Origin of the sequence: Flavobacterium phragmitis, from assembly GCF_900112575.1 — a bacterium.
Lineage (GTDB): Bacteria > Bacteroidota > Bacteroidia > Flavobacteriales > Flavobacteriaceae > Flavobacterium > Flavobacterium phragmitis.
The window spans coordinates 204,841-226,992 of record NZ_FOMH01000011.1 but is presented as its reverse complement, the minus strand read 5'-3'; the positions used below and the strand labels follow the sequence as shown (position 1 = coordinate 226,992).

Annotated in this window: 21 protein-coding genes; 15 read left to right on the top strand and 6 right to left on the bottom strand. The window is 34.0% G+C overall.

Annotated elements, in window-relative coordinates; genetic code table 11:
• The first annotated feature begins 94 nt into the window (after window positions 1–94).
• The 5 genes from BM289_RS19645 (at window position 95) to BM289_RS19625 (ending at window position 4,497) form a co-directional block, all read left to right on the top strand.
• Window positions 95–781, top strand: a complete 687-nt coding sequence (locus BM289_RS19645) for a tetratricopeptide repeat protein (protein ID WP_091496683.1) — start codon at window positions 95–97, stop codon at window positions 779–781.
• A 14-nt stretch (window positions 782–795) separates the two neighbouring features.
• Complete coding sequence (locus BM289_RS19640) at window positions 796–2,151, top strand: UDP-N-acetylmuramate--L-alanine ligase (protein ID WP_091496681.1); 1,356 nt, start codon at window positions 796–798, stop codon at window positions 2,149–2,151.
• Window positions 2,152–2,329: 178 nt separating this feature from the next.
• On the top strand, window positions 2,330–3,019 hold the full coding sequence (gene radC, locus BM289_RS19635) for a RadC family protein (protein ID WP_091496679.1): 690 nt from the start codon (window positions 2,330–2,332) through the stop codon (window positions 3,017–3,019).
• 3 nt (window positions 3,020–3,022) lie between these two features.
• Window positions 3,023–3,709 (top strand): YjjG family noncanonical pyrimidine nucleotidase, encoded by a 687-nt coding sequence (locus BM289_RS19630; RefSeq protein ID WP_091496677.1) that lies wholly within the window; start codon window positions 3,023–3,025, stop codon window positions 3,707–3,709.
• 2 nt (window positions 3,710–3,711) lie between these two features.
• Window positions 3,712–4,497, top strand: coding sequence for a hypothetical protein (locus tag BM289_RS19625; RefSeq protein ID WP_167365470.1), 786 nt, complete (start codon window positions 3,712–3,714; stop codon window positions 4,495–4,497).
• Window positions 4,498–4,513: 16 nt separating this feature from the next.
• Here BM289_RS19625 and BM289_RS19620 read toward each other — a convergent pair whose 3' ends face one another.
• Entirely contained in the window at window positions 4,514–5,791 is a 1,278-nt protein-coding gene (locus BM289_RS19620; RefSeq protein ID WP_091496673.1) for a replication-associated recombination protein A, read from the bottom strand.
• Window positions 5,792–5,968: 177 nt separating this feature from the next.
• Between BM289_RS19620 and BM289_RS19615 the strand changes: the two genes are divergently transcribed.
• Both BM289_RS19615 and BM289_RS19610 read left to right on the top strand, forming a co-directional pair.
• Window positions 5,969–6,730 (top strand): rhomboid family intramembrane serine protease, encoded by a 762-nt coding sequence (locus BM289_RS19615; RefSeq protein ID WP_091496671.1) that lies wholly within the window; start codon window positions 5,969–5,971, stop codon window positions 6,728–6,730.
• A gap of 64 nt (window positions 6,731–6,794) precedes the next feature.
• Window positions 6,795–7,295: a hypothetical protein gene (locus tag BM289_RS19610; protein ID WP_091496669.1), complete on the top strand. Its 501-nt coding sequence runs from the start codon at window positions 6,795–6,797 to the stop codon at window positions 7,293–7,295.
• A 1-nt stretch (window position 7,296) separates the two neighbouring features.
• Here the strand turns inward: BM289_RS19610 and BM289_RS19605 are convergent, their stop codons facing one another.
• The 5 genes from BM289_RS19605 to BM289_RS19585 form a co-directional block, all read right to left on the bottom strand.
• Window positions 7,297–8,100 carry a DUF2490 domain-containing protein gene (locus tag BM289_RS19605; protein ID WP_091496667.1) on the bottom strand — a complete coding sequence of 268 codons (804 nt, stop codon included), beginning with the start codon at window positions 8,098–8,100 and terminating at the stop codon, window positions 7,297–7,299.
• 49 nt (window positions 8,101–8,149) lie between these two features.
• Window positions 8,150–8,884, bottom strand: coding sequence for a 23S rRNA (guanosine(2251)-2'-O)-methyltransferase RlmB (gene rlmB / locus BM289_RS19600; RefSeq protein WP_091496665.1), 735 nt, complete (start codon window positions 8,882–8,884; stop codon window positions 8,150–8,152).
• 90 nt (window positions 8,885–8,974) lie between these two features.
• A complete protein-coding gene (locus BM289_RS19595) occupies window positions 8,975–10,546 on the bottom strand; it encodes a SusD/RagB family nutrient-binding outer membrane lipoprotein (RefSeq protein WP_091496663.1) in 1,572 nt (523 codons plus the stop codon).
• Between the two features lie 19 nt (window positions 10,547–10,565).
• The gene (locus BM289_RS19590; protein WP_091496660.1) at window positions 10,566–13,763 is read right to left on the bottom strand and encodes a SusC/RagA family TonB-linked outer membrane protein; all 3,198 of its coding nucleotides are present in this window, start codon (window positions 13,761–13,763) and stop codon (window positions 10,566–10,568) included.
• Window positions 13,764–14,126: 363 nt separating this feature from the next.
• Window positions 14,127–15,827, bottom strand: coding sequence for a BamA/TamA family outer membrane protein (locus tag BM289_RS19585; RefSeq protein ID WP_244165417.1), 1,701 nt, complete (start codon window positions 15,825–15,827; stop codon window positions 14,127–14,129).
• 182 nt (window positions 15,828–16,009) lie between these two features.
• Between BM289_RS19585 and rpsL the strand changes: the two genes are divergently transcribed.
• From rpsL to rplB, 8 genes are all read left to right on the top strand, one after another.
• A complete protein-coding gene (gene rpsL, locus BM289_RS19580; RefSeq protein ID WP_007136570.1) occupies window positions 16,010–16,393 on the top strand; it encodes a 30S ribosomal protein S12 in 384 nt (127 codons plus the stop codon).
• A gap of 24 nt (window positions 16,394–16,417) precedes the next feature.
• A complete protein-coding gene (gene rpsG, locus BM289_RS19575; protein ID WP_026727879.1) occupies window positions 16,418–16,894 on the top strand; it encodes a 30S ribosomal protein S7 in 477 nt (158 codons plus the stop codon).
• 10 nt (window positions 16,895–16,904) lie between these two features.
• Window positions 16,905–19,061 carry an elongation factor G gene (gene fusA, locus BM289_RS19570; protein WP_091496658.1) on the top strand — a complete coding sequence of 719 codons (2,157 nt, stop codon included), beginning with the start codon at window positions 16,905–16,907 and terminating at the stop codon, window positions 19,059–19,061.
• 10 nt (window positions 19,062–19,071) lie between these two features.
• Complete coding sequence (gene rpsJ / locus BM289_RS19565) at window positions 19,072–19,377, top strand: 30S ribosomal protein S10 (RefSeq protein WP_007803605.1); 306 nt, start codon at window positions 19,072–19,074, stop codon at window positions 19,375–19,377.
• 395 nt (window positions 19,378–19,772) lie between these two features.
• Window positions 19,773–20,390 (top strand): 50S ribosomal protein L3, encoded by a 618-nt coding sequence (rplC, locus tag BM289_RS19560; protein WP_091496656.1) that lies wholly within the window; start codon window positions 19,773–19,775, stop codon window positions 20,388–20,390.
• Complete coding sequence (rplD, locus tag BM289_RS19555; protein ID WP_091496654.1) at window positions 20,390–21,019, top strand: 50S ribosomal protein L4; 630 nt, start codon at window positions 20,390–20,392, stop codon at window positions 21,017–21,019. Before rplC ends, rplD begins: the two co-directional genes overlap by 1 nt.
• Before the next feature lie 7 nt (window positions 21,020–21,026).
• Window positions 21,027–21,317: a 50S ribosomal protein L23 gene (rplW, locus tag BM289_RS19550; RefSeq protein ID WP_091496652.1), complete on the top strand. Its 291-nt coding sequence runs from the start codon at window positions 21,027–21,029 to the stop codon at window positions 21,315–21,317.
• Between the two features lie 9 nt (window positions 21,318–21,326).
• Entirely contained in the window at window positions 21,327–22,151 is an 825-nt protein-coding gene (gene rplB / locus BM289_RS19545) for a 50S ribosomal protein L2 (protein WP_091496650.1), read from the top strand.
• Window position 22,152: the final 1 nt, after the last annotated feature.

Here is a 22,152-nt window from a genome sequence, read left to right as displayed (position 1 = left end):
AAACATAGAAAGATTATTTAAAAATAAATTTCGTACAAATTACTAATTTATGTTCAAAAGCAAATAGCATTTTATATTTCCTTATTTTTGAAATATGAAAAAGTTGCTGATTTTCTTTTTAATTGTTCCAATGTGCTCTTGGGCACAATCTAATTTTGAAAAAGGAGAGAAGTTATTTCGGGCTAAGAAGTACGATGAAGCACGACCCTTATTTGAAGGAATTCTTAAAACCAGTCCAACAGATAGTAAGGTACTTGAATATCTTGGCGAAATAGAAGCACATCAAAAATCTTGGGTAAAAGGGGCTGAATATTTTAAAAAACTAAAAGAATTGAAACCCACAGTTGCCGATTATTTTTTTAAATACGGAGGCTGTCTGGCAATGCATGCTGTTGAAGTGAATAAAATTAAAGCTTTTTCGATGGTGGGTGATATGAAGGAAGCTTTTGAAAAAGCGATCGAGCTTAATCCAAAACATGTTCAGGCGCGTTGGGCATTGATTGAAATTTATTTACAATTGCCTGGAATTTTAGGCGGAAGCGAATCAAAAGCAATAGCATATTCTAATGAATTAGCGCAGTTTTCTCCAATTGATGGATATTTGTCAAGAGGAAGAATTGAAGAATATTTTAAAAGATATGATCTTGCTGAAAAAAATTATAAGAAAGCGCATGAAATTGGCAATTCAAAAGTCACATTTCAAAAATTATATAATTTATATTTGAACAAACTAAAAGACACAAAAAAAGCGCAGGATTTAAAACGAAAATTCGAAGCATAAAATAAAGATTCTAAATGAAAACACATTTCATTGCCATTGGCGGAAGCGCAATGCACAACCTAGCATTAGCACTACATAACAAAGGATATCAGGTTACAGGAAGCGACGATGCTATTTTTGAACCATCAAAATCAAGATTAGAGAAAAAGGGAATTTTACCAGCAGAAATGGGTTGGTTTCCAGAAAAAATTACTGCAGATATTGATGCAATCATTCTTGGAATGCACGCAAAAGCAGATAATCCAGAATTATTGAAAGCGCAGGAATTGGGATTAAAAATTTATTCCTATCCTGAATTTTTATATGAGCAATCTAAAAATAAAACTCGTGTTGTAATTGGTGGTTCTCATGGAAAAACGACTATTACTTCGATGATTTTGCACGTGATGCATTACCATAATATTGCAGTTGATTACATGGTTGGCGCACAATTGGAAGGTTTCGATACGATGGTTCACTTAACTGAAGAAAATGATTTTATGGTTTTGGAAGGTGACGAATATTTGTCTTCGCCAATTGACCGCCGTCCTAAATTTCATTTGTACCAGCCAAATATTGCTTTAATTTCTGGTATTGCCTGGGATCATATTAATGTTTTTCCAACGTACGAGAATTATGTAGAGCAGTTTGAGATTTTCATTGCAAAAATTACTAACGGAGGTATTTTAGTTTATAATGAAAATGATCCAGAAGTAAAACGTGTTTCTGAAGCAGCAACAAATCCAATTAGAAAAATTGCGTATTCAACTCCAGAATATTCTGTAAGTGATGGTGTAACTTTATTGAAAACTCCAGAAGGCGATATGCCAATTGAAGTTTTTGGTGCGCATAACTTAAATAATTTAGCTGGAGCAAAATGGATCTGCCAAAATATGGGAGTTGACGAAGCTGATTTTTACGAAGCAATCGCAAGTTTTAAAGGAGCTTCAAAACGTTTGGAAAAAATTGCAGAAGGAAAAGGAAAAGTAGCGTATAAGGATTTCGCGCATTCGCCAAGTAAAGTCGCAGCTACCACAAAAGCAGTAAAAGAACAATATCCAAATAGAACTTTGGTGGCTTGTTTGGAATTGCATACGTACAGCAGTTTAAATGCAGCATTCTTGAAGGAATACGAAGGAGCTTTAGATAATGCTGATGTTGCGGTTGTTTTTTATTCTCCAGATGCAGTAAAAATTAAACAGTTGGAAGAAGTAACTTATGAACAGATTGCAACTGCATTTAACAGAAAAGATTTAATTATTTACACCAATCCAACTGAATTTAAAGAATATTTATTCAACTTAAATTTAGATAATACAGCACTTTTATTAATGAGTTCAGGAAATTATGGAGGTTTGAATTTTGATGATGTAAAAGGGTTGATTAATTAGAAAATTAACCAAGTTGAAAATTAGATAATGGGCCGATTGTTGAAACAATCGGCTTTTTTTATTGGAATTCCATTTTTGTACTTTTTATTTTTAGAGTTAATTAAAATTAAAATCGATTGTATTTATTTGAAAGGTTTTTCTTCTTTTTGTATATATTCGCTTTTTATATTGTGTGATTATGGATGAAGGACATTTTGCAATAAGAGATTGGTCAGATGATGACAAACCTCGCGAAAAATTAATGAAAAAAGGCAAAGATGCTTTGAGTGATGCCGAATTATTGGCAATTTTAATTGGCTCTGGAAGCCGAAATGAATCGGCAGTTGCATTAAGCCAAAGAATTTTAGCCAATGCAAAAAATCTCAATGCTTTAGGTAAAATGTCTATTTCGCAATTAATGAAGTTTAAAGGAATAGGTGAAGCCAAAGCAGTTTCAATTGTTGCCGCATTGGAGTTGGGACGAAGGCAGAGAGTAGAAGATGTTTTAATATTAAAAAGAATAACTTCGAGTAAAGCAGTATTTGAAATAATGCAACCCATAATTGGAGAACTTCCGCATGAAGAATTTTGGGTGCTTTTTCTTAATAATTCGAATAAGGTGATTTCTAAATCACAATTAAGTAAAGGAGGTATTGCTGGAACCGTTGTAGATATGCGATTGATTTTTAAGTTAGCGTTGGAAAATGGTGCTACAGGTTTGATTTTGTGCCATAATCATCCCTCAGGAGATTTAAAGCCAAGTAATGCAGATAAACAAATCACGAAGAAAATTAAAGAGGCAGGGGAAATTTTAGATGTTAAAATTTTAGACCATTTGATTATTACTGAATCAAAATATTATAGTTTTGTAGATGAAGGAATTTTTTAATCTATGAATACCAATATTACTGACATTTTTTTTGATTTAGATCATACGTTGTGGGACTTTGATAAAAACTCTCAAATGGCCTTTGATCGTATTTTTAAGAATAATTTTCAAGGAATTAAAATAGAAGATTTTATTGAAAAATATGTTCCCATAAATCAAGAATGCTGGAGATTGTATCAAAATGACGAAATTACGCATCAAGAATTGCGTTACAATAGATTAAAGCTTTCTTTTGATGCTTTGAATTATGTGATGACAGATGAAAATATTGATCAGATTTCGAATGATTATATAGAGTTTTTGCCTGATAATAATTATCTTTTTGATGGAGCTATTGAAGTTTTGGAATATCTCAAACCAAAATATAAACTTCATATTATTACCAACGGATTTGCAAGCGTGCAGGAAAAGAAAATTAATAATGCTTCATTGGGAGGTTATTTCAGTACTATAACAAATTCTGAACTAGCAGGAGTTAAAAAGCCAAATAGTATTATATTTGATTATGCATTAAAGTTGGCTGATACATCTAAAGAAAATAGTGTCATGATTGGAGACGATTTTGAAGCCGATGTAAGCGGTGCGTTAAATGCAGGCTTAGATGCAATTTTTTTTAATGAAAGAAAGCTGGAAGTGTCTGGCAATTATAAACAAATAAACCATTTATTAGAACTAAAAAAATATTTATAATGATGAAAATTAAATTTTTACTTACTGCAATTTTATGTTCAGTTGTTGGATTTGCGCAGTCTGTTTCTCTTAATGATTACAAGGCCGTGATTATACCTTTGAAATATGATTTCATGAAGACTGATAATCAATATCGTTTAGCAACTTTAAGTAAACAAAATTTGAATAAGGCTGGGTTTGAAGCTTTCTACACGAACGAGCAACTACCTGATGGGTACACAGACCGTTGTCAAGTTTTATATATTGATGTAGTAAAAGACAACGCATTTTTAGTAACTAAACTTTTTGTACAGTTTAAAGATTGTTATGGCCAAGTTGTTTATACTTCTGAGGTTGGAAGAAGTAAAGAAAAAGAATATGAATTAGCGTATAAAGAATCACTTGAAAATGCATTTAAATCTGTTTATGCATTGCATTATAAATACAGTGGAAATACTGTAGTGGTTGCTAGAACTACTACACAAGCGCAAGCTCCAACAAAGGTTACGGCTGAAACTTTGGCCGCAGCGGCGCCGGTTACTGCCACTCAGGTTGTAGCAGTTGCTCCATCACCAGACTTAAAAGATCCAAACTTGTTATATGCACAGCCAACAGAATCTGGGTATCAATTAATAGATAAAACACCGAAAGTGGTAATGAAGCTTCTAAAAACTTCACAGCCAAATGTTTTTATAGCAATAAAGGATAATGTTCAAGGGTCTTTAATCCTGAAAAATGATGGTCAATGGTATTTTGAGTCTTATCAAAACGACAAACTGGTTTCAGAAAAAATTACTGTAAAATTCTAAAACATAAGAATGCGGATTAATAGCCGTATTTATCTTTCCAACGGTTCTTTAAAAATTCGCGGTTGCTGTTCTCTCTAGAATTGCTTCCAGGATTGTAAAGAACCGTTTCTTTTATAGCATCAGGAAGAAATTCTTGTTCGGCAAAATTGTTTGCGTAGTCATGAGAATATTTGTATTCGTCACCATATCCCAATTCTTTCATTAATTTGGTTGGAGCGTTACGTAAATGAAGCGGAACAGGCAAATCTCCCGTCTGTTTTACCAGTTGCTGTGCATTTCCAATAGCCATATAAGAAGCATTGCTTTTTGGAGACGTAGCAAGATAAATAGCACATTGGCTTAGAATAATTCGGCTTTCTGGATAACCTATTGTAGTAACCGCCTGGAAAGTATTATTAGCCATTATAAAAGCAGTCGGATTAGCATTTCCAATATCTTCACTTGACAAAATCAGCATTCTTCTGGCAATAAATTTTACATCTTCACCGCCTTCAATCATTCTGGCGAGCCAATAAACAGCTCCATTGGGATCGCTTCCTCGAATAGATTTTATAAAAGCAGAAACAATATCGTAATGCTGTTCACCAGTTTTGTCATACAAGACAGTATTTTGTTGTACTAATTCTAGAACACGATCATTGGTAATTGTAATTTCATCACCGGCTGAGGCATTAATGACAAGTTCAAATATATTGAGAAGTTTTCTGCCGTCACCACCTGAAAGACGCAATAAAGCTTCGGTTTCTTTAAGGTTAATGTTTTTGGTTAACAGATAAGTATCCGTTTTCATTGCACGCTCTAATAAAGCCTCTAAGTCGTCTTTTGTAAAGGCATTTAGTATGTAGACTTGACAACGTGATAATAATGCGGGAATTACTTCGAAACTTGGGTTTTCTGTTGTGGCTCCAACCAACGTAATCCAGCCTTTTTCGACCGCGGCTAAAAGTGAATCTTGCTGTGATTTACTGAATCTGTGAATCTCATCAATAAAAAGAATTGGATTTTTGGCAGTAAATAGTCCGCCACTCTGTTTTGCTTTGTCAATAACATCGCGAATATCTTTAACTCCAGAATTTATGGCACTCAAAACAAAAAAAGGTCTTTTTGATTCTTGTGATATAATTTGGGCCAATGTCGTTTTTCCTGTGCCAGGAGGTCCCCAGAAAATCAAAGAAGGAATAATTCCTTTTGAAATTTGCTGTGTTAAAGATCCAGTTGGACCAACCAAATGCTGCTGACTAATATAATCTTCTAATTTTTGCGGACGAATGCGCTCTGCTAACGGTGCTTCCATTTTACAAAATTACTGTTTTTGGTTTTAGATTTTATCTATTACAAGTTAAAACAATCTTTGTTGAGAGAAGATTGTTATAATTTGAGACAAGTTTTATATTTTAAGAATATGACAAAATATCAGTAAAATATTTTTGGATAGTTTTTTGAGTTCATAACATTATTATTTGTAATCAATATGAACGATACTAATTTAAAATTTTCAAATTCGGTTATTGGACTTCCGCTGTTTTTTGTCCTTTTTTTATGGATTATTTATTGGTTGCAGATTCGTTTCGATTTTGATTTTTACCAGTACGGAATTTATCCGCGTGATTTTTTAGGTTTACGAGGCGTTTTGTTTAGTCCTTTTATTCATGAAAATTTAGAACATCTTTATAATAATAGTATTCCGCTTTTAATATTATTGGCGACCATTCAATTTTTCTATCCCAAACAGACTTTTGGAGTAATTTGTTATGGAATTTTGTTATCGGGATTTATTACTTGGGTTGTTGGACGAACCAATTTTCATATTGGAGCAAGCGGTTTGATTTATGTTTTGGTTAGTTTTATTTTCTTTAAAGGAATTCAAACTCGATATTATAGATTAGTAGCTTTATCTTTAACTGTTATTTTGCTTTATGGCGGTATGATATGGTATGTTTTTCCAGATGTAGATCAATCCATTTCTTGGGAAGGACATTTGGCAGGTTTGATAACAGGTTTTGTTTTGACATTTTTTTATAGAACGCCAGAATATGCAAAGCCAATTGTTTATGATTGGCAACGACCAGATTTTGATCCGACCTCAGATCCCTTCATGAAGCATTTTGATGAAAATGGAAATTTTATCAATATTCCAAAAGAGGAAGAAGAGAATCTGCCAGACTATTTTTCTTCTAGTCATTCCGTAAATTATATTGTAACTAGAAAATTAGATTCGGAGGATGAAATCTAGTTAAATGCTTTTTTTGAGATTAAATGAGTAAATTTGTTTGTGTAACGATTTAATTTCTAGGGCTATGTGTAAAATAAATTTGTTGGTTTTGTTCTTGATTTTTATTTTTAACTACGATGTTGCTGCACAATGCGAAATTAAAAATAGGGTTCAGGCAGATGGAAGCATGTTATATTATTTTGAGCCTGAGGTATTTTATTCCACTAAATCAAAATCTTTAAAAATTAACATTGTTACAGACAAAGAACATTATTTTGTGGCATTGCAACCGACTCCATTTCCTGATAAAAAAACGGGTAAAAAAATCAAAGATGATTTGATTATTCAGCTTTCGGATAATAAAATGTATAAACTAGCGCATTATGATACACAATATCGTAGAAACGATTCCATCATGCAGGTTCTTTATTTAATTGATGATAAAGACATTAAAGCTTTTTCAAATTACGAAGCAGTAACAGCCGAAATCAATATGGCAGGAACTGAATTTGTGAGGAAATATAATTTTAAACTGCATAAGAATGCAATAAGAGAACAGCTGATATGTTTTTTAAAAGAAAAGTAAATTATTCTTCATCCTTTATTTCGTGATTGTGTTTACTATTGATTTTCTTTTTAAGGTTGTCGAGGAAGTTGTTGAAACTAATGGTTAAGGAAGCAGCATTTGTTGTCTGATTTCCATTATTTCGAGGTAAAAATTCATTGCAGTAAGTGACTTCAACTTGAATATCATCAGAGAACAAATAACCAGCACCAACGTTTAATCTGTTACGGTCAAAAAAACTTTCTCCTGTAACTTTTGCACCGGATTTTAGGTATATCTCGTCTGAAGCAATTGCATATATTACACCTTCTCTTAAGACTTTGCTGGTTATGGGTTGTAAATACTTTATTTGCTGTCGATATCGAAAAACATTTTCATAATCGTCATCTTGATTTCTCATATGCCGAAATTCCATTCGCATTCTTGTACTAAGAGTATAACCTGTCTTATGGAAGAAGTAAATTCCCTGAAGGGCAAACCGCCATTCGGGAGATTTGAATTGTCCTATTTCGGGAACATCTCTGTTGTTAAAATAGGCTATAAAAGAGGAGAATTTCCATCTAGGAGAAAAGTAGTAATGTCCCCAGCCTCTAACAGATCTTTGAATGGTATTGTCGAATAAATTGGATGAAGATTCTGTGCTGCTGTAAGTTGCTGCGAAATCTATTTCAGTGGACCATTTTTCGCTCAAGGTTCTGCTAAATTGAATCTCATTCCAAAATTGACTGTACGTAGTATTTTGTCCGTAGCTGTTTGTAATCATTAAAATTACAAACAGGCAGCGAACTATGTTATTTATTCGTTTTGGATTAGATTTTGAAAGCATTAATTAAAGTTTTTTAATTATTCATTCTAATCTTAATTCTCAATACAATTTAACTCCTTTGTCGAACAGTTTCGTATAAAAATGCCCCGCAGGCAACAGAAACGTTTAGAGATCCTATAGAGCCAAACATTGGCAGTTTTGCTTTTTCGTCTACAATTTTCAATACAGAAGGATTTATGCCTCGATCTTCTGATCCCATGATGATAGCAACGGGTTCTGCTAAAGATACGTCGTAAATGTTTTGATCTGTTTTTTCAGTTGCTGCTACCGTTTTAATTCCAGAACCTTGCAGGTAGAAAATAGCATCTTTAATATGTTCTACTTTACAGATAGGGACATTAAATACAGCTCCAGCAGATGTTTTAACAGTATCTCCGTTTACAGGTGCCGAACCAGCCTTTTGAATAATGATTCCATTTACGCCAGTACATTCTGCGGTTCTGATGATGGCTCCAAAATTTCTAGCATCAGATATTTGGTCTAATATTAAAAATAAAGGTTTCTTTCCAGATTCAATAGTAGATTCTACAAGATGTTCCAAATCAATAAAACCAATAGGAGAGATGGTTGCAACAGCACCTTGATGGTTGTTTGGAGTAAGACGGTTTAGTTTTTCGACAGGAACATAAGAGAAGTTAATGTTTGCACGTTTCATTACCTTCATTAAATCTTTCATTAAGTCTCCAGAAATATCTTTCTGTATAAAGACTTTATCTACTTCTTTTCCTGCTTGAATTGCTTCTATAATGGCCCTGATGCCAAATATTTGATGTTCTTTTTCCATTGGACAAATATAGGTAATAATATGTTTCTATAAAAAAAAGCGGGCTGTTCATTGAACAGCCCGCTTCGTTATAATAACTTTTACTATCTACTATTGTAAGTAGTAAGGAGTTTTTGCATTTACTGAGAATATTTCAGAACCAGAAACGTTTGGAACGTTGGAACTGTTTGATGAATATTCTGAAGTAGGGTAGATCAATCTGTTTGGTGCATTAGTTTGGATAACACCTACAGGAAGTGGAGTTTTTGGATATCCAGTTCTTTGTTGATCAATGTATAACTCAATTCCGTGCCACTGAGCTAATGCAAGATATTTTTGAGTAATAATTGCATTGATTTTGTCAGTAGAACCAGTCCATCCTAATCCATTACGAGAATCAATTGCAGCAAGATAAGCTGTTGGATTAAGTGCAGGGATTTGAGCTGTTGTGTTAGTTCCCCATAGTTTTGAGTTAAATGCCATAGAAGCATTGATACCATCTAAAAATAAAGCATGAGCATCTCCGCTTATGTAACCTCTTTGTGCAGCTTCAGCTTGTAAAAATTTACTTTCAGCAAGTTGCATAATATATGCATCTCTAATCATACCATTTTCGTCACTTCCAACACGTCCAATAAAGAATGAACTCATTCTAGAAATTGGATCCAATGGGAAAAGACCAAGTGTATTACCAATCCAAGTACCAGCACCAGGGCTTCCAGCTGGAACTGATGCAAACATTCTTGCTCTTCTTGGATCTACAATTCCAGTAGAATTGATATCAGTATTGTTTAAAGTTCCATTTAAGATGTCGATGATGAAAGCACCGCCAGCATTTGCTCTATTTGCAGATGTCCAGTCACTAAGCGCTTCGTTTAGACCATAAAATCTGTATAGTGGAGATCTTTTTGTAGCATCACTTGAGTTATAGCCAGGATTACATGCAACGTCAGCAGTAACAAAGTTTTGTAATGCATTTAATTGAGCGGCGCGAGCAGTTCTTAAAGCTACAAGAGTTGCGTCAGTAGTTTTAGATAATCTTAATACAAGTTTTAATTCAACAGTATTAAGGAATTTTATCCAAGAAGGAATATCTCCATGAAAAATAATATCTTCTGAACCTAATTCTACAGCATCAGTACTAGAAAGGTAGGCTCTTGCTTCGTCTAACTCCTTAAATAATGCAGGAATGATTGTTTTATCATCGTCATATTTTGGAGCTGGTATGCTGTTTTTAAAAGCTTCAGAGTAAGGTACATCTCCGTATAATGCAGTAGCATAATCCATTAACATTACTTTGAAAATTTTAGCAATTCCAAAGTGATATTGATAGTCAGGGAATTTATCTTGTTTGTCTAAGATATCTTGGAAGTTATCTGCAAAAAGATAAGTAGTTTCAAAAAGTGCTGAGTAACTGTTACTATCAAAAGTATAGGTCCAAGCTGGGTCATTTGAAGTAAAACCACTATTTAATCCCCATACGTATGTCATTCGGTTACCATAAGTAGATAATGAGTTTAATTGGTGATTCGTATAGTTGTTTAAAGCTCCCGCAAGCATTTGATTTGGTGCAATTGCATCAAAGTTGGCGTTGTTTGATTGCTTTTCATTTACATCAAGGTAATTCTCGCATGAGGTAAATAAAAATAAGGCAAACATACTGCTGAAAAATATTTTTTTCATAATGTTTTTATTTTAAGTATTAAAATGTCGTATTGATGCTGAAACCAAAAGTACGAGTTGATGGATATTGAGCATCACCGATGAAACCAAGACCATTTCTTGAGGTATTAGTTAAAGTACTGTTAGCATTAGGGTTTTTAGCCGCTGTGGATGTTGATGTGTTAACTTGGTTAGAAGCTTCAGGATCAGCATATCCTTTGTTGCTAGATGCTAAAATAATGAATGGGTTTCTAGCATTTAAACTTACTTTGAAAGTTTGGATTCCAGCTTTCTCTAAAACTTTTTTAGGGAATGAATAGCTTAAAGCAATTTCTCTAACTTTGAATGCTGTTGCATCAATTAAGTTGTGAGAACCTACACTAGCCGCTTGGTTAAAGTAAGCTTGAGTTCTGTTAGCAGCTCCAGTTAAACTTGAGAAACCTCCAGTTAATACACTTGTGTTTGGGATATAATCTCCAACAGTTGCTGTTGCAGGGTTGTCAATTACAGATCCTGGGTATAAGAAACCTACGTTTCTGTCAAACTCAGCAGAATCAACTAAGTGACCATTCCAAGTTAAGTTGTATTTAGTTTGAGATAAGAAGCTGTGACCAGTTCTGTAGTCCATTGTGAAAGATAAACCAACACCTTTGTATTCAAAGCTGTTTGTTAAACCTAAGATATAATCTGGAGTAACTTTTCCAAGATTTTTGAAAGTTGCATCTGGAGTTGGACGTCCTTGAGCATCAACAATAACGTGACCTTCTGAATCTCTCATCCAATCTGTACCAGTAATGTAAGGGAAAGGTAATCCTTTTACAGCAGAGATATCTCCATTGATTTGAGAGTTACCTCCGTCAGTGATAACTACTTTGTCAGTATCACCAGCACTAATTACTTTAGTATCGTTTGAAGTATATGAAACTCTTGCATTCCATTTGAAAGTTGGAGTATTGAATGGCATAACTGCTAAGTCAATCTCGATACCTTTACCTTCTAATTCTCCATTGTTAGATTTTAATGTTTGTAATCCAGAAGCAGAACTTGCAGATGCATCTGTAATCAAGTCTGTAGTTCTAGTGATATAACCAGCAACATCTAATGTAATTCTATCTTTTAAGAAACCAAAGTTAATACCACCTTCATAAGTAGTGTAAGTTTCTGGTTTGATGTTTGGATCAGTTGGGAAATAACTATTGTTATAAGAGTTTCCTGTGTTTGGGAAAGGGAATCCTGTAGCAATTTGAGCTAAATCTAAAATGTTATATGCAGCTACTGGATCTAATGAACCAACTTGTGTGTAGTTAGCATATAATTTTAAGTTACTTAAAACAGATTTGTCTTTTAATGCTTCGATAGCATTTGTTGCTACGTAAGATAAACCTGCAGATGGGTAAAAGTAAAATTGATTTCCTACTGCAGCAACACTCTGTCCTTCATAACGACCTGTTAAGTTTAAGAATAAGTAGTTTTTGTAGCTAAAATCAACGTTAGCGAATGTTGCAGTTGATCTAGTCTCAATAGTTCTGTTGTCTAAAGTAGATGGATTCGCTGGATTAAGTACGTTTGAAATGTTGTATAATCCTGGAATCTCTAAGTTAGTACCCCCTTGAGAAATTCTCTTAGTGTAGTTGTATTGCATGTTTTGACCTACGTTGAACTTTAATTTTAAAGCGTCAGATAAATCGTAGTTAAAGTTAGCCATGATATCACCATAGTAGAATGTTGAGTTCAAATTAGATTGGTAGAACTCAGACGGAGAATCAAAACCTCCATCAGCATCAGCTGGAGAAATAGCTTGGTTTGAGTAAGAAACTTGATTAGTATTTCTCATCTGAACAGAACCATTGTAAACAAGCTCAATGTTTTTATTGATTTCATATCCAGCGTTGATACCTAAGTTAACAAAGTTCTTAGTTTCTTCTAATCTGTTGTTTTCTCTTGCCCAGTAAGGGTTTTGGTAGTAACCATTCCATCCGTATAATCCTCTGTCTTTAAATTGCGTGATTGGCACGTTTGAAGCAGCTTGTAATAAAGTAGTTAAAAGAGTGTAATCAGAACGAGATGTAGCAGCGTTTACGTTAGCTTGTTTTGTTCTTTGATTTGTGAAAGTAAAAGTACCACCAACAGTGAATTTGTTGATTTTTTTACCTGCAGTCAATACAACTGTGTTTCTGTTTAATTCGTCTCCTTCTAAGATGAAGTCACGTCTAACATTACCTAAGTTTAAGTTCACATAACCTTCAGCACCACCAGCGCTGATGTTTAAGTTGTTTTGTAAAATAGTACCTGTTTGGTAGAATTTTTTAATCTCATCATTTCCTAATGCACTATATGGAGCCATAATTGAGTTACCATCAGCATCTGGAATACCAACTGGTTTGATAGATCCGTCTAATAAAGGACCCCAACCACCATTTTCTTGTTGGTCTTGTACGTTATACCATCCTTGACCATATCTTTGTTGTCTTTCTGGAACAAAACTTACTTTTTCAATATCTGCAGATGAATTGAATGCTACAGTTAAGTTTTCATTTCTAGAACCTTTTTTAGTTGTTACTAAAACAACCCCTTGCTTACCTTGAGAACCGTATAATGCAGCTCCTTGAGCTCCTTTTAATACAGTAACGTTTTCGATAAGGTCAGATGGAATTGAAGCCATTACGTCAGCACTAGAGATAACGTTATCAATAACTACAAGAGCTTCAGTGTTACCTGTAAAAGATAACATAGAACGAATTCTGATAGAAGTTGTTCCTCCTACACCATTTGTAGTGTTGTTGATTGTTAAGCCTGATACTTTACCAACCAATGAACGAACAGCGTCAGGGTTAGAAGCAGCTTTTAATTCGTCATTATTAACTGTAGAGTAAGATGATGTTACTGCAGATTTTTTCTTTTTAATACCTACAGCTCCCGATACAATAACTTCTCCAAGTTCTACTGAATCATCTTTTAATTTGATGTTTACATTTGTTGAACTTGCTACAACTTCTTGGCTTTTCATACCGATGTAGCTAAATACCAAAACTTGGCTTGGAGATGCTTTGATAGAGAATTTACCATCAAAATCTGTTTGTGTTCCAGTTTTTGTTCCTTTGATTAATACACTCACACCTGGAAGAGGCATTCCTGTATTATCAGAAACAGTTCCCGAAACAGCTCTTTCTTGCGCGAAAGTTAGTTGCGCAACTAGTACCAATAAAAGCACTAGGAATCCATTGAACTTTAGTTTCATTTTTAAATATTTTGAATTAGTCCGACAAAAATCTTAATAATTTGTTAATCTACCTAATTTAAAATGCTTTTTTTTTCGTTAAATAATGAATTTACTACTAGAATTTGAATTTTTATCATTAAAAGCAGTATATCTTTGAATTATTCTTTTTTTGACAGGTTCAATTTGTTAATAATTTAAAATTTCATTGTTAAGAGAAATGTTAAATTTCGGAAAAACATGTCGATAATTGTTTTTTCTGTAACTTTTAAGTAAGAAAACTGCTTAATGTAATGTCGTTTTTATCTTAATACCGCATTATATTAAAATAAGTCCTGAAATAGTTAAGTTTTTAGTACTCTAGCTTTTGTTAATAACAGAGTTTTAAAACTTCACGTTATAAGAGATGTTTATAATAGTGTTATATAATTGTAAATCTGAAGTTTTCTCTCCTCCGTTGCTAAGGTTTATCTTTAATAGGCCGCTTGTGGTTTGGATTGATGTGCCGATGCCAATGCCTATTAGTTTTTTTATTTGATTTTTGTTTGAATTACTGGTTTGGTCTTGGTATAAAGCATAGTCTAAAATTGAATTGATGTAAAGATTTTTGGATGCTAAATATCTATACTCAGTAAGTATCATTGAAGTGAAATTTGCTTGTAAGCTGTTTTCTAGGAAGCCTCTAATTGAATTCATTCCTCCGAAACGAAATAATTCATTTGAAATATAATTGTCGCTTTTTAAGAAAAAATTTTGTGAATTTATGTTAATAAAATTTTTCGAGTTTAATTCAAAATTGTACTTAAGATTAATATTTGTAAAAAACTGATTACTAGTTCCTACTGTTTCGGGACTGCTATTTGTTGTTCTTTTTCCGAATCCTAATGAAGAATATAGAAAGGCTTTGTTTAAGAATATGGGGTTTTCATAATCTGGCTTTTGGTAGTCAAAAGTGGTAGTTAGGTATGAATTGTTGAAATCACTGATCGATGAATTGTTTGTGTTTTGAATATCGCTGGATTCTGTCGATTGATATCCTATATAAAGTTTTGAATTGTAGTTTAAATAATATCCTAAGTTGATATCGGTTTTGGTGTTTTGAAAAGTGCTGTCTTGTTTGAATATGTTTAATTGCGCTTTTATTCCTATAGGAGATTGAAATATATATGGGATTTCAATTTTGGTGTTAAATGTTTTTTGTTGGTTACCATCGCTTTTCCAATACAATGAGAATTTTTCTCCAGCACGTAGTGTGTTGATTAAGGAAATGTCTAGGTATCCATTTAGGATGAGTTTTTTGTTGTCGTCATTTGAGAAACCGATATAGCCATCAAATGTATTGGCTTTTCTTTTTTCAATATAGGTGTAGACTTTAGTTGAGTCTTTTGTGAAAAGTATTTCAGGGTATTTGGTTTGGGATATAAATTCAAAACTATTTATATCGGTATAAATGTTTTTAACGGTCTCCTGATTAAAAGTTCTGTTTAAATATTTCTTGTTTAATTGTTTTAAGGCTCCTTTTGGGAAAAAGTTTTTTGAGTCGGAGTTTGTGTAATTTAGAATAATAGAGTTTAGGCTTCTTTTTTTTTCTGAATCCAAACTTAAATCTGCATAAATTATAGAATTTCTTTTTGCGATGTTTTTCAGTCTCAGTTTTGTAAAGGCAAAACCTGCTTTTTCTTTGTTGGATATTTCCTGATTTAAAAAATTTTCTAGTTCAGAATAGGGGATAAATATGCTGTCTTTTATTGATGCTTGATTGTTGTGAAATGAATTATTTGCACCTATATATATATGTATGCTTTTTATTTTGTTTTTTAGGTCGATTATTGTGTTGAAAGTGCTGTCGTTTGTTTTTTTGTTTTTCAGTATTTCAAGGTCTGTATATCCTTGTTTTGTTAATTGGTTTGTGACTGCATTTATTTCGTTATTTAGGGATTTTATATTAGAGTGTTTTCTGTTGTATGTAATAGAGTCAATTGCCTGGTTTTGTTTTTTGTTCGTTCCGTTTATGTTTAAGTAAAATGACTGGGCAAAACAACCAGAGGTAATTAGGAGGATAAATATGTTTAGTAATTGTTTCAAAAGCAATTGGTTTGTTGTTTAAATGTGAAGCAAATATCCAACGTTTCTTCCTTAAATCATAGATATAAATAATGTTGTTGAAAATTAATGATTTAACGTTTGTATAGTGAAAAATATTTTATACATTTGCAACCCCGTAAAAAGCGGGAATTTAATAAACATAATAATTTTTAGTATTAATTATGCCAACAATTCAACAATTAGTAAGAACAGGAAGAACTCAGATCACTAAGAAGAGTAAATCGGTTGCTTTAGATTCTTGTCCTCAAAGAAGAGGGGTTTGTACGCGTGTTTACACTACTACACCAAAAAAACCAAACTCTGCAATGCGTAAAGTTGCGCGTGTACGTTTGACAAATGGTAATGAGGTGAATGCTTACATCCCAGGAGAAGGACACAATCTACAAGAGCACTCGATAGTATTAGTGCGAGGTGGAAGGGTAAAAGATTTACCAGGTGTTAGATATCATATCGTTCGTGGAGCGCTTGATACGTCAGGTGTTGCAGGAAGAACGCAAAGAAGATCTAAGTACGGTGCTAAACGCCCAAAAGAAGCAAAAAAGTAATTTAAAAACTTTTAAGAAAAAGACATGAGAAAAAGAGCGGCAAAGAAAAGACCACTTTTACCGGATCCAAGGTTTAACGACCAATTAGTAACACGTTTTGTGAACAACTTAATGTGGGATGGTAAGAAATCTACAGCTTTTAAAGTATTTTATGATGCTATTGACATCATCGAGACTAAAAAGCAAAATGATGAGAAAACTTCATTAGAGATCTGGAAAGATGCTTTAACAAACGTTATGCCTCACGTAGAAGTACGTAGCCGTAGAGTTGGTGGAGCTACATTCCAAATCCCAATGCAAATTCGTCCAGACAGAAAAATTTCTATGGCAATGAAGTGGTTAATACTTTATTCAAGAAGAAGAAATGAAAAATCTATGGCACAGCGTTTAGCTTCTGAGTGTTTAGCAGCTGCTAAAGAAGAAGGTGCTGCGGTTAAGAAAAGAATGGATACTCACAAAATGGCAGAAGCTAACAAAGCATTCTCTCACTTTAGATTTTAATTCGTAAGAAATGGCTAGAGATTTAAAATATACAAGAAATATCGGAATCGCTGCTCACATTGATGCTGGTAAGACAACAACAACTGAGCGTATTCTTTTTTATACTGGAAAGTCACACAAAATTGGTGAGGTGCACGATGGTGCTGCAACAATGGACTGGATGGCTCAAGAGCAAGAAAGAGGTATTACAATTACTTCTGCTGCTACAACTTGTACTTGGAACTTCCCAACTGTACAAGGTAAAGTTATTCCAGAATCGTTACCATACCACTTTAATATTATTGATACTCCTGGACACGTTGACTTTACTGTAGAGGTAAACCGTTCTTTGCGTGTACTTGATGGTTTGGTTTTCTTATTTAGTGCTGTTGATGGTGTTGAGCCTCAATCAGAAACTAACTGGAGACTTGCTGATCAATATAGAGTTCCTCGTATGGGGTTCGTAAATAAAATGGACCGTCAAGGTGCTAACTTTTTAGCTGTATGCGGACAGGTTAAAGATATGTTGAAATCGAATGCGGTTGCAATTACTTTGCCTATTGGTGATGAAGCAGACTTCAAAGGTATTGTTGACTTAGTGAAAAATCAAGCTATTGTATGGCATGATGAAACTCAAGGGGCTACTTTTGACGTTGTAGATATCCCAGCTGATATGGTTGATGATGTTAAGCATTACCGTTCTATTCTTATCGAAGAGATTGCGACTTATGACGAAAATCTTTTAGATAAGTACATGGAAGATGAAAATTCTATTACTGAAGAAGAAATCAACAACGCTTTAAGAGCGGCTACAATTGATATGGCAATCATTCCTATGCTTGCTGGTTCTTCTTTCAAAAACAAAGGAGTTCAATTTATGTTAGATGCTGTTTGTAAGTATTTGCCATCTCCATTAGATAAAGAAGGTATTGAAGGAATTCATCCTGATGATGCTGAATTGTTAGAAGAAGATCAAACTAAAATCTTACGTCGCCCAGATGTAAAAGAGCCGTTTGCTGCTTTAGCATTTAAAATTGCTACTGACCCTTTCGTAGGTCGTTTGGCTTTCTTCCGTGCTTATTCTGGACGTTTGGATGCTGGTTCTTATGTTTTAAATACTCGTTCTGGTAACAAGGAGAGAATTTCTCGTATTTACCAAATGCACGCTAATAAACAAAATCCAATCGAATATATTGAGGCTGGAGATATTGGAGCTGCTGTAGGATTTAAAGATATCAAAACTGGAGATACACTTTGTGATGAAAAGAATCCAATTATCTTGGAATCTATGAAGTTCCCAGAGCCGGTAATTGGTATTGCTATCGAGCCTAAAACTAAAGCTGACGTAGATAAAATGGGTATGGCCTTGGCTAAATTAGCTGAAGAGGATCCAACGTTTACGGTAAGAACTGACGAGGCTTCAGGTCAAACTATTATTTCTGGTATGGGTGAGCTTCACTTAGATATCTTAGTTGATCGTATGAAACGTGAGTTTAAAGTAGAGGTTAACCAAGGTGAGCCGCAAGTAGAGTACAAAGAAGCGTTTACTAAATCTGCTCAACATAGAGAAACTTACAAAAAACAATCTGGAGGTCGTGGTAAATTCGGTGATATCGTATTTAGAATCGAGCCTGCTGATGAAGTTGATGGTAAAGTTCCAGTTGGATTACAGTTCGTAAATGAGGTAAAAGGTGGTAACGTTCCTAAAGAATATATCCCTGCTGTTGAAAAAGGTTTCCGTGAGGCTATGAAAACAGGTCCTTTAGCTGGATACGCTGTTGATAGTTTGAAAGTAACTTTATTAGACGGATCTTTCCACCCTGTGGATTCTGATGCTCTTTCTTTTGAATTAGCAGCTAGAATGGGTTATAAAGAGTCAGGACGTGCTGCTGGAGCTGTTATTCTTGAGCCAATCATGAAAATCGAAGTTATTACTCCTGAAGAAAACATGGGTGATATCGTAGGTGACTTGAACCGTCGTAGAGGTCAAGTAAATGACATGGGTGACAGAAATGGTGCTAAGACTATCAAAGCTGATGTGCCTTTATCAGAAATGTTTGGTTATGTAACTACATTAAGAACATTATCTTCTGGTAGAGCTACTTCAACAATGGAGTTCTCTCACTATGCAGAAACACCTTCTAATATTTCAGAAGAGGTAATCAAAAAAGCAAAAGGTAACGCTTAATTTTAAGAAAATGAGTCAAAAAATCAGAATAAAACTAAAATCTTACGATCACATGTTGGTAGATAAATCTGCTGAAAAGATCGTAAAAACAGTAAAAACTACTGGAGCGGTTGTAACAGGTCCTATTCCGTTGCCAACTCACAAAAAACTTTTCACTGTGTTACGTTCTCCGCACGTTAACAAAAAAGCGAGAGAGCAATTTGAAGTAATGTCATACAAGAGATTGATTGATATTTATTCATCTTCATCTAAAACTATTGATGCTTTAATGAAACTTGAATTGCCAAGTGGAGTAGAAGTAGAGATAAAAGTATAATTTTTTTATATTTTTTTATAGATAAAAGCGAGACAGAAATGTCTCGCTTTTTTTATTGCTATAAGATAGTTTTTGATTGAGTTTTTTTGTTGCGTGGGTTTGTTTTGAAATTTGTAAAAGCCTTTATTTTAGTGATGTACGAGAGGTTTTTGTTGTGAGTTAATTAAGTGATTATTAAGTATGAAACTGGTTTTGGTGTAAATGTAAAATTTCTTTTTTGGAATAAATCGGGTTTGTTTTTGCGGTCTTTTTGTGCTTGGATTTTGATAATGAGCGATTTAATTTTTGTAACTGTTTGGTTTATTCGATTTTAATATCTACTTTTGCACTCCCTGTTTGGAAATTTGTGTGATTTTCAAATTGAAGGGAATTTTAGTAATTAATAATTAATATTTATGTCTGGGTTAATTGGTAAGAAAATCGGCATGACTAGTATCTTCGACGAAAACGGGAAAAACATTCCTTGTACAGTAATCGAAGCTGGACCATGCGTTGTTACCCAAGTCAGAACCAACGAGGTTGACGGGTATGAAGCGTTGCAACTTGGTTTCGATGACAAAAACGAGAAACATTCTACTAAAGCGGCTTTAGGTCACTTTAAAAAAGCTGGAACTGTTGCTAAGAAAAAAGTCGTTGAATTCCAAGATTTTGCAACTGAACAAAAATTAGGAGATCTTATTGATGTTTCTATTTTTGAAGAAGGAGAATTTGTAGATGTACAAGGTGTGTCTAAAGGTAAAGGTTTCCAAGGTGTTGTTAAACGTCACGGTTTTGGTGGTGTTGGGCAAGCTACTCATGGTCAGCACAACCGTTTAAGAGCGCCAGGTTCTGTAGGAGCTTCTTCTTATCCATCTAGAGTATTCAAAGGAATGCGTATGGCTGGAAGAATGGGAGGAGAAAATGTAAAAGTTCAAAACCTTAGAGTTTTAAAAGTAGTTGCTGAAAAGAATCTACTTGTTGTTAAAGGATGTGTTCCTGGTCACAAAAACTCTTATGTAATCATTCAGAAGTAATGGAAGTAAAAGTATTAGATTTCAACGGAAAAGATACTGGTAGAAAAGTTCAACTTTCTGATTCAGTATTCGCAATTGAACCAAACAAGCATGCGGTATATCTTGATGTTAAGCAATATCTTGCTAATCAAAGACAAGGTACTCATAAGGCTAAAGAAAGAGCTGAAGTAACTGGAAGTACTCGTAAGATTAAAAAACAAAAAGGAACTGGTACTGCGCGTGCAGGAAGTGTTAAGAATCCTTTGTTTAAAGGTGGTGGAACAGTTTTCGGACCAAGACCAAGAAGTTATTCATTCAAATTGAATAAAAACTTAAAGAGATTAGCTAGAAAATCGGCTTTCTCTATTAAGGCAAAAGAGTCAAATATTGTAGTTCTTGAGGACTTTAATTTTGAAACACCAAACACTAAAAATTTCATTAACGTTTTGAAAGCTTTAGGGTTAGAGAATAAAAAATCTTTATTCGTGTTGGGTGAGTCAAATAAAAACGTATATTTGTCGTCACGTAATTTAAAGGCTTCAAACGTCGTAACTAGCTCAGAATTAAGCACTTACGCAATATTAAACGCTAATAATTTAGTGCTTTTAGAAGGTTCTTTAGAGTTAATTGAAGAAAATTTAAGTAAATAATAGGAATATGAGCATCATTATTAGACCTATAGTAACGGAAAAAGTAACCAAAGAAAGTGAAGTTCTAAACCGCTTCGGATTCGTTGTTGACAAAAAAGCAAACAAAGTTGAGATTAAGAAAGCTGTTGAAGCTGCTTATGGAGTAACTATCGTTTCTGTTAATACAATGAATGTGAGACCAGACAGATCTACAAAATACACTAAAAGTGGTTTAATCAGTGGAAAGACAAATGCTTACAAAAAAGCAATTGTTCAAGTACAAGAAGGAGAAACAATTGATTTTTACAACAATATCTAAGATAGAAAAATGTCAGTAAGAAAATTAAAACCTATTACCCCGGGTCAGCGATTTAGAGTTGTGAATGGTTATGACGCTATTACAACTGATAAGCCGGAACGCTCTTTGATAGCACCGATAAAAAACTCAGGAGGTAGAAATAGTCAAGGAAAGATGACCATGCGTTATACGGGTGGTGGTCACAAGCAGAGATATCGTATCATCGATTTCAAAAGAACTAAAGATGGAATTCCAGCTACAGTGAAATCAATCGAATACGATCCAAATCGTACTGCGTTTATCGCTTTATTAGCTTATGCTGATGGAGAGAAAACTTATATTATCGCTCAAAACGGATTGAAAGTTGGTCAGAAATTAGTTTCTGGTCCAGAATCTCAACCAGAGATTGGTAATACATTACCTTTAAGCAGAATTCCTCTTGGAACTGTTATATCTTGTATTGAGTTACGTCCAGGACAAGGAGCAGTTATTGCTCGTTCAGCTGGAACTTTTGCTCAGTTAATGGCAAGAGACGGAAAATACGCTACAATTAAAATGCCATCAGGAGAAACAAGATTAATCTTGTTAACATGTTCGGCTACAATTGGAGCTGTATCTAATTCTGACCACCAATTAGTTGTGTCTGGAAAAGCAGGTAGAACAAGATGGTTAGGAAGAAGACCTAGAACTAGACCAGTAGCGATGAACCCAGTTGATCACCCTATGGGAGGTGGTGAAGGACGTTCTTCTGGAGGGCATCCACGTTCAAGAAAAGGATTGCCAGCTAAAGGTTACAGAACTCGTTCTAAGAAAAACCCGAGTAACAAGTATATCGTAGAACGTAGAAAGAAATAAT

Coding starts and splice junctions, on each gene's coding strand:
- fusA (WP_091496658.1), top strand. CDS start 16,905: ATGGCTAGAGATTTAAAATATACAAGAAATATCGGAATCGCTGCTCAC.
- BM289_RS19610 (WP_091496669.1), top strand. CDS start 6,795: ATGTGTAAAATAAATTTGTTGGTTTTGTTCTTGATTTTTATTTTTAAC.
- rpsL (WP_007136570.1), top strand. CDS start 16,010: ATGCCAACAATTCAACAATTAGTAAGAACAGGAAGAACTCAGATCACT.
- rplB (WP_091496650.1), top strand. CDS start 21,327: ATGTCAGTAAGAAAATTAAAACCTATTACCCCGGGTCAGCGATTTAGA.
- rplC (WP_091496656.1), top strand. CDS start 19,773: ATGTCTGGGTTAATTGGTAAGAAAATCGGCATGACTAGTATCTTCGAC.
- BM289_RS19605 (WP_091496667.1), bottom strand. CDS start 8,100: ATGCTTTCAAAATCTAATCCAAAACGAATAAATAACATAGTTCGCTGC.
- BM289_RS19645 (WP_091496683.1), top strand. CDS start 95: ATGAAAAAGTTGCTGATTTTCTTTTTAATTGTTCCAATGTGCTCTTGG.
- BM289_RS19590 (WP_091496660.1), bottom strand. CDS start 13,763: ATGAAACTAAAGTTCAATGGATTCCTAGTGCTTTTATTGGTACTAGTT.
- BM289_RS19625 (WP_167365470.1), top strand. CDS start 3,712: ATGAAAATTAAATTTTTACTTACTGCAATTTTATGTTCAGTTGTTGGA.
- rpsJ (WP_007803605.1), top strand. CDS start 19,072: ATGAGTCAAAAAATCAGAATAAAACTAAAATCTTACGATCACATGTTG.
- BM289_RS19595 (WP_091496663.1), bottom strand. CDS start 10,546: ATGAAAAAAATATTTTTCAGCAGTATGTTTGCCTTATTTTTATTTACC.
- BM289_RS19630 (WP_091496677.1), top strand. CDS start 3,023: ATGAATACCAATATTACTGACATTTTTTTTGATTTAGATCATACGTTG.
- rplW (WP_091496652.1), top strand. CDS start 21,027: ATGAGCATCATTATTAGACCTATAGTAACGGAAAAAGTAACCAAAGAA.
- rplD (WP_091496654.1), top strand. CDS start 20,390: ATGGAAGTAAAAGTATTAGATTTCAACGGAAAAGATACTGGTAGAAAA.
- radC (WP_091496679.1), top strand. CDS start 2,330: ATGGATGAAGGACATTTTGCAATAAGAGATTGGTCAGATGATGACAAA.
- BM289_RS19615 (WP_091496671.1), top strand. CDS start 5,969: ATGAACGATACTAATTTAAAATTTTCAAATTCGGTTATTGGACTTCCG.
- rpsG (WP_026727879.1), top strand. CDS start 16,418: ATGAGAAAAAGAGCGGCAAAGAAAAGACCACTTTTACCGGATCCAAGG.
- rlmB (WP_091496665.1), bottom strand. CDS start 8,884: ATGGAAAAAGAACATCAAATATTTGGCATCAGGGCCATTATAGAAGCA.
- BM289_RS19640 (WP_091496681.1), top strand. CDS start 796: ATGAAAACACATTTCATTGCCATTGGCGGAAGCGCAATGCACAACCTA.
- BM289_RS19620 (WP_091496673.1), bottom strand. CDS start 5,791: ATGGAAGCACCGTTAGCAGAGCGCATTCGTCCGCAAAAATTAGAAGAT.